Annotated in this window: 6 protein-coding genes; all 6 read left to right on the forward strand. The window is 53.1% G+C overall.

Annotated features, from left to right (window positions below; all coding sequences use genetic code 11):
• Positions 1 to 29 precede the first annotated feature (29 nt).
• Positions 30 to 2,078, forward strand: a complete 2,049-nt coding sequence (locus ACG2F4_RS13870) for a beta-galactosidase (RefSeq protein WP_395261479.1) — start codon at positions 30 to 32, stop codon at positions 2,076 to 2,078.
• 398 nt (positions 2,079 to 2,476) lie between these two features.
• A complete protein-coding gene (locus ACG2F4_RS13875) occupies positions 2,477 to 4,693 on the forward strand; it encodes a beta-galactosidase trimerization domain-containing protein (RefSeq protein WP_395261480.1) in 2,217 nt (738 codons plus the stop codon).
• A gap of 72 nt (positions 4,694 to 4,765) precedes the next feature.
• Complete coding sequence (locus ACG2F4_RS13880) at positions 4,766 to 6,262, forward strand: endo-1,4-beta-xylanase (protein WP_395261481.1); 1,497 nt, start codon at positions 4,766 to 4,768, stop codon at positions 6,260 to 6,262.
• Between the two features lie 399 nt (positions 6,263 to 6,661).
• On the forward strand, positions 6,662 to 8,593 hold the full coding sequence (locus ACG2F4_RS13885; protein WP_395261482.1) for a hypothetical protein: 1,932 nt from the start codon (positions 6,662 to 6,664) through the stop codon (positions 8,591 to 8,593).
• A gap of 464 nt (positions 8,594 to 9,057) precedes the next feature.
• Positions 9,058 to 10,497 (forward strand): sulfatase, encoded by a 1,440-nt coding sequence (locus ACG2F4_RS13890; protein ID WP_395261483.1) that lies wholly within the window; start codon positions 9,058 to 9,060, stop codon positions 10,495 to 10,497.
• An 843-nt stretch (positions 10,498 to 11,340) separates the two neighbouring features.
• Entirely contained in the window at positions 11,341 to 13,164 is a 1,824-nt protein-coding gene (locus tag ACG2F4_RS13895; protein WP_395261484.1) for a hypothetical protein, read from the forward strand.
• The last annotated feature ends 78 nt before the right edge of the window (positions 13,165 to 13,242 follow it).

Consider the following 13,242-nt stretch of genomic DNA (forward strand, 5'->3'; position numbering starts at 1 on the left):
AATTTTATGTGAAATTAAATCGCAGGCTTATGAAATCACTCTTGGAAAAATGTGGTGAACTGTCGATCGCAATATTGCTGGTTGTATTATTCTCTGTTTCGGCTTCGGCCCAGGTACCGGAAATAGGCTCGCAGGTAGGCCTGCCGGACGACCCGCAGCAGATCGATTCGCTGTTCAAAATCCTGTATGAACACAACATGCCGGTGGCCCGTATCTGGGTTACGCTGGACCCGTTCAGCCCGGAGAAGTGGGATTTTTCAAAATACGATGCCGCTTTTAATGCCGCCGAAAAATACGGGGTCGGAATCTGCCCCACGCTGGGTCCGGCGGGTACGGGTGTATCGGTGATGCTGAAAAACCGGGAGGATATGCACGAGGCGCGCCACTACATCAAAACCGTGGTGAACAGGTACAAGGACCACCCGGCCCTGGATACCTGGATGCTGCTGAACGAACCCGGCACCTTTCCCGCCACCGACCCGCTGCCGATGAGCCGCTTCCGGGATTGGCTGCGTGAAAAATACGGCTCTGTTGACCAGATGTGGGGCGATTACGCCTCCTTTGAAGAAGTTACCTACCGGGACAGCTGGGAGCAGGGTCCTTCCCGTGCCTTCGTGGACTGGTACACGTTCTGGCGCTTCCACATGACCTGGTACCTGGACTGGATCGGCAGCGAGGTACGCAAATATGACAAGAAAACCCAGCTGCACGCCAACGGCCACTCGCTGATTAGCAACGTCACCAACATTTCCACCGATCTGCCTTCCTGGCGTGCGGTGCTGGATCATATCGGGGGATCGATGCACCCGTCCTGGCATTTCGGGGGTATCCTGGATCGCGATCAGTATGCGCTGGGGGCCGCCTATGAGTCGGCCCTGCTTCGCGGCAGCGCCGAGCCGAAACCGTTCTGGATTACCGAGCTACAGGGGGGCAACAACCTGTACCGGCCGGCCTACCCGTTTCATCCTACCGAGAAGGATATCGCCCAGTTCCTGTGGACGATTATCGGTTCCGGCGCCGACAGAGCCATTTTCTGGACCTTGAATGCCGATTCCGACTGGTCTCTGCTTGACTTCCAGGGCCGCCCCAGCGAGCGCATCAAAACCGCCGGCCAGATTGCCAAAATTGTGAACAAGCACAGCGATTTCTTTGCGGGGGCAGAACCGGTTACCGCTCCCGTAACCATCATGCTGAGCCTGGAAACCATGACCCTGCAGCTGGCCACCGAGGGCTGGAATATCGATGTGGAAGAGGATCATATCGGGCGCAAACGAAATGCGCACGTGCTTTCGGCCCTGGCCTATTACGAGGCGTTCCAGGAGCTGGGGATCCCGGTGCGCATCAAACATATGCACGATTTTGGCTGGAATCGGAATACCGGGGAATCCAGGATGATCATTTTACCGCATGTCACCTCCGTGACCAAAGAACAGGCGGAGGGACTAGAGACCTTTGTAACCAGCGGAAACACCCTGCTGGCCAGCGGATTGACGGGGATTTATGACCAATACCGTGATTTCTGGCCGACCAAAGACGATTTCCCCCTGCAAGAAACTTTTGGGGGAAGATACACGGAGATACGCCTGTTAAGTCCATACGGGAATATAGAACTGAATGAACCCGATGTTACGCTGCCGTATCATCTCTGGGTCGGGGAGATCGAGGCGATGGGCAGCAGTTCGATCGGGGATGAAAACGGCTGGACGACAGGAACCCGGCATTCGGTTGGTGGTGGAGAAAGCATTTGGGTGCCCTCCCTGGTCGGGCTCGGGGCCTGGCAGAAGGACAATAAAGGGCTGACCGGTTTTATCCGCTATTATACCGGAGATTTGATCGATCAGGTTCCGTTCCGTTTTAAAAAACAGTGCGAAGGTTGTGTGCTTCGCATCATGGAAAATGAGGGTCGGTATGTAACGGTGGTTACCAACGGCACCGAACAACCAAAGCGAACCGTACTGCATGTGAAACACCCGGATTTGAAAGCGGACCTGCTTTGGGGCAAAAAAGACCAGGTAAACACTGAAGGGAATGAAATATTCCTGGGACCCCGTGAAACCGTGGTGATCCTGTGGAAGTGATAATATTTAACGTGAACTATATAATAAAAATAAGTACGAGAAGAGGTTGTCTGCCGGCCTTTGAAATTTTTGTTGGTACAGTGACCGCAGCCGGAGCGTTAAGCCCCGACAGCTGTCGGGAAACAAAAATTTCACCAGCCGGCGATTTTTTTGGTTCATTTTTTCATCGGTGAAAAAATGAACACTACTAAAAAGGTATCCAAAGACCATATAAGCGGTATGCACAATTTTTCTTAACCTGACCTAATGATCTTTAGGAATCAATGTTGGGCTACACAGTCTTTTTGATCACTTTACAGCGCGTCCAGTTAACTCTTCAAATTGACTACCTCCAACCGTAAAACGGCAATCTTAAATTTTCTGATGCCCGTTTAATTAATAACTAAATGACGAATGTTATGAATACACAAAAAATATTCTGCCTGCTGATATCCGCTTTAATGGCAACACTGATTGCCGGTACAGCCGCCACCGCCCAGGATAACCACGATTACCTAAAGGAGAAGTACGCCAACATGCACCACTCCCCAGTGCAGGAGAAATTCGAAAAAATTGCCCCCATGCCGATCGGGGCGGTGTATGTGATGCGGCCCGGCGATACCGAGGAGGACATCCGCTGGCACTTCCGGACCATGAAAAAGCTGGGGTACACCAATTTGAAGCAGCTGATGACCACCCCGGAATGGAGTGAAGAAGAGGTGAAGATGATTGCGCTGGAAGAGGGCATCATCCCGTGGTGGTACAGCCAGGGCGGCTGGGAGGCCATCAGTGACGAGCTGCTGAACGAGCTGGGAATACCCGAAGATACCCCTGTCGAGGACATTCGCAATCACCCCAAAATGCAGGAATACCAGCTCGAGGTGATGAAGGATCGCGTGCGGAAGACCGCGGAGTTCAAGGAGCAAAACCCCAACCAGGAAGCTCCGGATGGAAGCAGCACCGCCTTCGATCCACAGGTGGGCGGCACTGAAATGGACCTCACAGAAGAGGGTGAAGAGCTGTTTGTGGAATGGGCCAAAGAGCAGTATGGAACCATTGAGAAATTAAACGAGGCATACAACCAGGATCACGCGGGACTCAATATCGGGGATTACGGCCAGATCGGATTCAGTTCCTGGGAGGATTTTGAAAAGAACTGGAAGAATCTCAGTACCAAGGAATACAGGCACATAAGGGATGTTTTCCGCTTCAAGGCGGATCACAACCTCGACAATATCCGCAATGATGCCCAGAGATTTACCGATTTTTATCCCCACGCCCCCTACCGCGGCGGCGGTGAGCTGGGACTGTTTTACCCGCAAACCTGGTACAACGTGGACCTCGAGGGCATCGCCGAAGTGATGACCGATTTCGGCACCTTTTATCCCTCCATGCACTTTTCATGGCATTTCGAGCGTGTGGACAACGAGGTGCTGCGCCCCACCTTCATGCAGGCCTCCTACGCCACCGATATTTTTAAAGGCGGATGGGCGGCCGCGTGGGAGTCGACCGGTGGTCCCCAGTATTTCAGCGGCAGCGGCCATGGATTTAAGGTGGATGACCATACCATGACCCAGTTCATCTACAATCATATTGCCGCAGGTTTTAAAGGATTCGGCCTGTGGGCCTGGAGCGCACGCACCGCCGGCTGGGAGGCGGGCGAATACAGCCTGCTGGGAAAAAATAACGAAATCACGCCTCGCGCACGGAAGGTGGGAAAAATCGGGCAGGCGCTGCAGGAATACCGCGATGAACTCTGGGATGCACAAAAAGAGCCTTATGTGGGCGTATTTGCCGACTGGAACAACGAGGCGGTCTGGACCACCATAGCCGTACACGGCGAAGATGATTTCAGGATGTTTCCGATTGAAGCGCGTGTAGGTGCCAGCCGGGCCTTGATCAACGGTGACGTTCCGTTCGAGTATGTCACGGAGTCTGACCTGAGAAAGGGACTTGCCCAGCGGTACCGGGTTATCTACATGTCGGCAACGCTGGCTATCGAAAAGGATATGTTCGGGATCCTGACCGAGTACGTCGAAAACGGCGGCCGGCTGGTGATGGATATGCCGGGCGCGTGGTACGACTCCTACACCCAACTGCTGGACACGGGAAAAGGCAGCAAATTTGAACAACTGTTCGGGGCCGCCATCCACGACTACCAGAAAGCCGACAAGAACCGCCCCAACAGTATCGGGGATTTTGAGGTGCACGGCGTTACGGCGGGCATCACCCCGTATACGGCCGATGTGGTAGCCAGCTTTTCCGATCGCGGAGAACCGGCCATCACGGAGCATCATCTGGGAGAGGGAACGGCCGTTCTGCTGGGCTACGAAGCTTCTCACATGACGTTTAAACCGGGCAATAAAGAGGCCGAACAGATGCTCAGGGATTACGCGCTGGGTCCCTACGACGTCCCGTTCCACTCCGAGGAGGCGATCGCCTACCGGATAGCGGCCCCTGAGGCTGACCACTACTTTTTGCTGAACGACAGCAACCAGGACAAGATGGTAAATCTGGATATCCGGGACTATGAATACAGCAGGGTTACCAGTCCGGTTACCGGTGAAACCCACGAGCTCGGAAAATCCGTGATGGTGGAAAGCCACAGCGGCCGCTGGTTGCGCTTTGAAAAGTGATTTTGTGACAAGATCCTCTGGATTACCGAAACCCTGAGGGTCTGCGTGAATTCAAATAAAAAAGTAATTTCAATGAGCAATCTCTCCAGAAAAGAATTCCTGACGCACTCCGCCCTCGGACTGGCCGGAACGGCGCTGGGCGCCAAAGGATTGTCGGTCGACACCCAATCCACGAACCCGGCCCTGGCATCAAACAGTAAATTTGCAAACGGGAAACTGCGCAGTGATGAGGAGGTGCTGGAGGCCGCCCGGCAAAATATCGACACGTACCGGAAGGGCGACGTCGCCGTTCGATTGGTCGGGCAGGACGGTAAACCGCTGACCAACTTCCCGGTGGATGTGAAGCTGCAGCAGCACCATTTCAAATTCGGCGACAACAACGTTGCGATGGACCAGATGTACCGGGTCGGGGATGCCCGTGCGGAGCGGCTCGAAAATTACCGCGACCTATACGCCAACCTGTTCAACGCCCTGAATTGTACCTGCTACTGGACGGAGCGCCCTCGCAACAACCTGGCCAAAACAGCCGATCAGCAGGGGGAACTGGACCTGGACGGTTTCATCGATTCCGTGGAATGGGCACTTGCTCACAATATCGCTCCCAAGGGTCACAACCTGTTCTGGACCGTGCCGAAGGCGGTGCCCGACTGGCTGGAAAAATACCCGTATGAAACCCAGATGAACTATGTGGAGGTGCGCATACGGGATCTGACCTCCCGCTTCAAAGACCAGGTGCTGGAGTGGGATCTGCTTAACGAGATTCTCTGGGAGCCCGCCATGAAAAATTTTGATAAACGCGAGTGGCCCTACCTGGAGTCCTATGAAAATATCGTCGATATGATCTGCACCATCATTCAGTGGGCACGGGAGGAAAATCCGGATGCCGCCTACCTGCTGAACGACTACGGGACCAATCCGAACGCGTTCGTCGGACGCGGACTAACTTCCCAGGACGGCCGCAAGGTGACCAACGAGTTGCAGCGCAAGCGGTATATCGAGATCGTGCAGCGGCTTTCCGGGCAAGGGTGCCAGCCGAACGCCATCGGACTGCAGTGCCACATCGACATGCCGATCACCCTGCAGCAGACGGTCGATTATTTTGATGAGATGTCGGCCGCCGGCGTGCCGCTGCAGGTTACCGAATATTTCGTGGGCGAGGATGACCTGCAGGAGAGCGGCCTGGAAAAGTACATGAGCGACGATCCGGACGAGGCGATGGCCCGCTACACGGAAGATTTCATGACCGTCGCCTTCGGGCACCCCGCGATCAAGGATTTCTATTTCTGGGGTGTGATGGGTGATGCGGTAAAGTGGGAGGGGGAACTATCCCCGGCTTACAACCTTCGCCCGGTGTATCACACCATTGACAAACTAATCAACGACCGGTGGACCACCGAAGAGAGCTTGGTAACCAACGGCGACGGCTACCTGCGCTTCCACGGTTTTTACGGCGACTACAGCGTGCGCTACCGGGTGCCGGCCAACAAGGATATGGAGATCGGCAACCGCTTTAGCGTGGTGCCCGGCCAGTCCATGCCTCTGGAGATTAAGACGGTGGTAAGCCAATAGCCTTTTCAAGGTGGAGCACACCTGAAAGGTGTACCCCACCGGGATTATTGTAAGCAAGTGCGGTCCACTTACATAGTGGGCTGCATTTTCACGGAATCGTATGTGGCAAGTTAAATTAATCTAAATATGGATATGAGATTTGAGTTAATATAGCAACCGGCCTTTTGAAATTTTTGTTGGTATAGTGAGTGCAGGCGGAGCGTAAAGAAACCATTTCTGTTTGAGATCCGCGTTTCCCAGCGGATCGAGTTAAATGGTTTTAGCGTAGACGCAGGGAACGCGACAAAAATTTCACCAGCCGGCGACTTTTTTGGTTCGTTTTTTCGTCGTTGAAAAAATGAACATACCCATTGAGATGGTTCTAATGTTTAGTTCAAAATCTACACCCGCTTCTTCAGCATGAAACGAAAGATTACCAATACCCTTAAAAGCCTGTTTTTCTGGTTCCTGGTTATAGCATTGCTCCCCCGGCACGCTTTATCCCAGGAAAATCCGGTCTGGGACTGGCTCATCAATACCGACACCCTGCAAGGCAAGCACGCCACCGGCGAGCATCCCCGCGGTTTGATATCCCTGGATGACGTTCCGGAATTGCGCGAGCGCATCAAGACGGAACCCTATAAAAGCTGGTTTGGGAATTTCCGGGAGAAGGTGCGGGATGTCGATTATGGCACTTCTTACGAAGCCCAGGAAACGGCTAAACTGGCGGGTGACCAGTGCCTGCTGTATACCTTTACCGGCGAACAAATGTGGGCTGACCGCGCATATTCCAACCTGAGAGAGGTGTTCAGGGATGATCAGATTTTCAATAATCCCGTGTCAAGGGGATTGACACGGGCTGCCATGCTCCGGGGTATGGCCGTGGCCTATGACCACTGCTACCCGGCCTGGTCGCAGCCGCAGCGGGATGACGTAAACCGGCAGATCTACAAAATCACCTACGCCACTTCGGCTAATATGGGTCGCGAAGCCAATTACAGTCTCGTCAGCAACTGGATGGGCGTGCGCTGGGGAGCCGTCCTGTTTGCCAGCCTAGTGTGGGACAATCCCACCGCCGGGGAGCCGTCGATCATGGAGCCGCTCCGTTGGGACACCTTCAAGCGGTTATCTGACCACATGGAGATAAATCTGCTGGAAAATGGCTGGAGTGCGGAGAGCATGGGGTACCACGCCTACAACTGGTCGTTCATCGGTCCGGCGCTGATTGCATTTGAGAACCGGCTGGGCGACCAGATCCCAAGTGTGCTGCGTTTTTTCGAACCGGCATCGGAGCAGTCGCTTTGGGGGATCATGACCTCGACGGTCTCCATCGAGCGGCAGGAGAGTGAGGTCGGTGTCAAGGCCGACCTTTCCGACGACAACCAGAATATGGGATCCGGGCTGATCGGCATGGGATTCCGTCTCTACCCGGAACGTCAGCTGCCGGCACTCAAGTGGATGCACGATTACCTGGACCGCGGCAATATTTACAGCCTGCTCTACTACCCGGAAACGGTGGAGGCAAAGAACCCGGCGTCGATCGGCTGGCAAACCTATGCCGACGAGCAGCAGGGCGTGGTGGTATTCCGCGACCGGTTCCGCAACGAAAATGATATCGTGGCCACCTACAACACCTCGGCGGAGCGCTTTGCCGGGCACTGGGGACCGGATGCCAACACCGTGCGACTGATCGGGCTGGGTTCGTTCTTTATCGACGGCGCGGGACGCACGCAGCTTGTGGCCGGCCAGACCAACCTGTTTCCGGGTCCCGTCTCGAAAGACCAGGAGGGCATAAAAAGCGAAGGTACTTTTTTAGGATTTGAGACCTTACCGGACGGATCAGGTTTTGCCTGCGGGCGGGGGAGCAACACAGGCGTCAAAAACCAGCAGACCTGCTTCGTGGTCGATTACTCCGTTTTTGAGGACCAGGGCGGGGTATTTGTGCTCGATTATGAATCGGACAACGGTGAAATTTGGCGGCTGAATACGCCGGAATACAATACCGTCGACGTGCACGAAGGCGGATTCACAATCACCAACCCCGACGGGGCCAGCCTGCGTGCCACAATTTTAGGCGTGGAGCAGCCGCTGGACATAACCACCGGGCGCGTACGGTACGGCGGTGAAACCGAGCGGCATAATCCCGGTATCGACTACCGCGGGAAGAACTACCAGTATAACAAGTGGATCGACGTGGCAAATGAGGGCCATATCACCGTGGTGTTGACGCTGCTCCCGAAAGGGGCGTCCCATCCCCAAATTAGCAGCGGGAAAACAGCTGATGAGATCTATATAGATGACCATTCGATACAACTACCGAAATGCGAAAAGAATGAATGTACAAAGAAGTAATTATGATAAACAAGATTATCGGTTTACCAGATCGGATTGATGTTTTTTGTGCTATCTGCGAGATCAGCGTAATCAGCGGTAGATCGTTAGGAACCGGAGGTGGGGCACCATTAAATATGGCTTCCTCAAAAAGTCACAATAGCCTTTCCTCTGGCGGGGAGTGTTCGTTTTTGTTCACCCAAAAAGGAACATTTCTATCATCGGAAAGAGGATATTGTGATTTTTTACGGTAGGCCTAGCTATGAAGATGATTAGCTGGCTTTCTCCTCAAAATTAAAGCTAGCAACATAATGAGCAATATTTATCCATTACCTATGCAAAGTGGTTGACCGAAAATATGCGATATCTGCGCCATTTGGGCACTAATATTCTCCCGCAGATTACGCTGATCTCGCAGATGCTGTACTGGTATTAAAATTTAAAATAAATTGAACGACATACACAGTAAGCAGATAAATCGGATCATGAAATTCCCTGAAAGCAAAATCATAAATATTTCTATCGCAGGCTGTCTGGTGCTTCTGATAGCCGGGATGCTTTCCTGTAGGCAGGCTCCCGATCAGTCCAATCCCCGAAAAAATGTACTGTTCATCATGATCGATGACCTCACGACCGACCTGGGCAGTTATGGCAATTCCGTGGTTAAATCGCCGAATATCGACCGGCTGGACGAAAACGGCATCCAGTTTACCCAGGCCTACACCCAGTTTCCGCTCTGCAATCCCTCACGAGCTTCGCTGCTGACCGGTATGTATCCCGGTAAAGTGGGAGTCAAGAATTTGTCGGATGGCCTGAGGGATAATATCCCGGACCTGGTCACCCTGCCCCAGCTCTTCAGGGAAAACGGCTATTTTACGGCCCGGGCCGGTAAAATCTTCCATATGGGCGTTCCCGATGACATAGCGGTCTGTTCTTCCGGTGCGGACGACCCGCGCTCGTGGGATATCACCCATAACTGCAAGGGATTTGAGCTCAACACCAACGGCGTGTTTTACAACGCCACGCCCTACGAGGAGGACACCGTCGGCACCGGCGGAGCCATCAGCTGGCTCAAGGCGAAGAAGCACGACAGCCTGCAGCACGATTACAACGTCGCAACCCGTACCATCGAGCTGATCAGGGAGCACAAAGATGAGCCGTTCTTTATCGCACCGGGGTTTATTCGTCCCCATGTACCCCTGGTGGCCCCGGAACGCTTTTTTGCGATGTATGACACCGCCGATATCACCCTGCCTCCCGCTCATCCCGATGACCGGGCGGACATCCCGGAGATCGTGCTCGACTACTTTGCTTCCGACTATGATATCACCAAAAACGAGCACAAGCGGGCCATCAGAGCCTATTATGCCTCGATCACGTTTGTGGATGAACAGGTAGGACGCATCCTGGAGGTCCTGGAAGAGGAAGGACTGCGGGAGAATACCATCGTTGCGCTGGTCAGCGATCACGGGTTTCAGCTCGGCGAGCACGGGCTCTGGTTCAAGAACTATCTCTACGAGGAATCGAACAGGTCCCCGTTGATTATTCATGATCCCACGCAATCCGGCGGCGTGCAGCAGTACGACGGACTCGTTGAATTTGTGGATATCTATCCGACGATAGCAGAGCTGGCCGGATTACCGTATCACGACAGGGTCCAGGGCAGGAGCCTGCTGCCGCTCTTTAAAAACGAGGAAATCGATGAAATAGAGTATGTAAAGATAGAAACCAAACACGGCAGATCGATTCGCTCCAAAGAGTGGGTCTATAACCGGTACCACAGCGGTACGGAAGAAATATTTAACCTTCGGGAGGATCCGCATGAGTTTAATAATCTCATGGATGACGATATCTCACCGGAAATCAAAAATGAGCTTAGAAACGAGTGGAAGGAGGCATTCAATGGTTTCGATAATGAAAGGTAGCAGAAAGGAATCAAGGGTGGATGAGTTCAGCGGAGGTCAATGAAGTTATTCGGTTGAAATCTTTGGTGTTGAAGATTACTAGTGCATGTACAGAGGCCTTTTCGGCAGCTCTGGCTATCAGGGCATCATAGACAATTGGGCCTTCAAGATTGTACTCCTTTACATAGTTTAGCACACCTAAATAATCCTCTTCCGCCAGACTGATTTGCTTAAAAATAGGTAGCATGGACTGATGGATTATTTGGAAAGTTTCATTCGCTGTAAAATTAAGGGTACCCCAACCCTCTGGTCAGGTTTCGATACACTTCCGCCAGCGAGTGGGTAGCCATGTAAAAGGAGGTGGACTGATCCGCATATTTTTTAAACAGAATGGAAGATTCTTGATGATTTGGATGAGATTTAACAAGCAAAGCGATCAGCAAATTACTGTCGAACAAAACACTCATAACCCAACGGGTCGTCTTAAGATAATAGCATCACGATCTGAATCTTCCGGAAAATCCCGTGCGATGTCCTCTTTTGTAAAGGCCGGACCTGATAACAATGTCAACCCGGTTTCCGGATCTTCAACCAGCCGGCATTCTTCATTTTCCGGTTCTTCTACGGATCGGTTTGTATCCTCTTATGTGGAACTCATTTTTTAAAATGATTTGGTTATTGTAATTGATGAACGTATTGAAACGAAAGTTATTTAATCAGATGAACATGCAACATATCAAAAATTTATTTCTTTTTCCTGCGTGTGGCTTGTTAACGTGTTGTCTGCTGGTTTTTAATGCAACACCGGCTGTAGCTCAAAATTCCAGAACAGCCGGTAATTTCGTTCAGCATCCCCGGCTGTTTTTGCAAGAAGATCGTCTTCAGCAAATACGGCAGGCCGTTGAGGTGGAAGGCTCCCATCATGCTGAAGCTTTTCAACTGTTGAAAGAAAAAGTCAAGGATGGGTACGAGGCCTTTGGGGCCACCGAATCCAACTGGAATTACGCCCGCTCCTACCTGGCGCAGAGCGCTGCTTTCCTGTACCAGTTGACCGGTAATGAGAAATATGCCGATATCGCTTATGAAACCCTGGTGGCCGTGCATGAAGATCCGGACCCCGACGGGCGCCTGCCGGAGGAGGGCTACGGCCTGTCTCGTGCCACGGTGGGAATGGGATTTGCCCTGGCCTACGACTGGTTGCACGATGCCTGGAGCGCGGAACAGCGGGCCTATATCCGGCAAAAAATTGTTACTGCTCTTGATGCCTGGGAGGAGTATTACCACGCCAACATCGACCACACCTACGGCTCCAACTGGACGGCGGTCTGCCGCGGCGGGGAACTGATCATGATGCTGGCGGTGGGTGAGGAAAAAAGCAGGTCCGAGCGGTACGAGACGATCAAGGAGCACCTGAAAAAGCATATCCGTAACGGGTACGACAATCTCGGGGTAACGCAGGAAGGGATCGGCTATACGAGTTACGGCGGCATCTTCCTGCTGCCGGCTATCTATGCCGCCCAAAGCGTGGGGGACGACGAACTGTACCAGGCGGCCCGCAGTATCGACTGGCACAGGCAGGCGATATATGCCGGGTCGTTTGCCGGTATTCCCCAAAATGGAACGATGACCGGGCACAAGATCTACCTGATGTCCGGCGTGGGCGGCCCCGCGATCAACGAAGAGGGCTGGGCCAGCCTGCTGCTGAACTGGGCACCGGAAGAGGATTTGCCCTACTACCTGTGGTGGTACGACCGGCACACCGGCAAGCTGGCTGTCCCCCGGGATGATCCGTCACAGCGATACGACTTCAAACGCCAGGGCACCATCTGGGCGATGCTCTACTACCCGGAGGAGCTGGAAGCCAAAGATCCCACCGGCGTGTATCCGAAAGCGATCCGCAGCGGGTGGGGCACGACGCTGTTCCGCAACCGCTGGAAGAATCCTGATGACATTTTTGCCAATCTTATCGCCGACGGCTCGGACCACAGCCATGCCTGGTCGCAAACCGAGGCGGGACAACTCGGCCTGATTGGATTTCAAAAAATGTTCATCGGGGGACCGAACAAGGAGCGGGCTCCCCGTTATTACAGCAAAGTGCTGATGAACGGTAAAACGGGAGCTGAAAATACGACCGGCAGGCAGGTGCATTTTGAGCAATATGAAAACGGGGGCTATTCCGTAATCGACGGCGGAGCTCAGTATGGGAAACTGGGAGTGGATCGCTATCGCCGGCACATGTTGGTACAGTTCGCCGATCCCGAAAAGAATGAAGCGCTGGTGGCGGTGGCGGACCGGCTGGAGGCGGACAGCACCATGAGCTATACCTGGAACCTGAATTACGGCTCGCATGAACCGCTCTGGGGTTTGACTGTTGAAACGGGAACCGAAAAAAAGCTGCCTACATTTACCATCCAAAATGAGCGTGAAGGTCGCTTTCACGGATGGGTAATCGCCCCCGAAGCAGCGGACCTGGAAACCGGGGAATCACTCCAGATAAACCAAAAGGCGGAAAATACTCAGTTTTTTGTGATCGGCTGGACCGGCCGCGGAGTACCGCCGGATATGCGGAGCCTGGAACGCGGTACAAATGGAATTCGTGTACAAATCGGGGACAAAAGTTTCGTACTGGATCAGGTTAACAACCGTCTGTTCACTGGTGAACAAGCCAGGAATTTTAAGATTGATTGATCTGCCTGAAATGAGATATTGAAAAAGGCTTTGTACAATGTGATTTCAAGTCAAAGCAGGTTATTCGCGGACTTATCA

The organism is Halalkalibaculum sp. DA3122, from assembly GCF_043951865.1.
In the GTDB taxonomy this organism is placed as follows: domain Bacteria; phylum Bacteroidota; class Rhodothermia; order Balneolales; family Balneolaceae; genus JAMQKA01.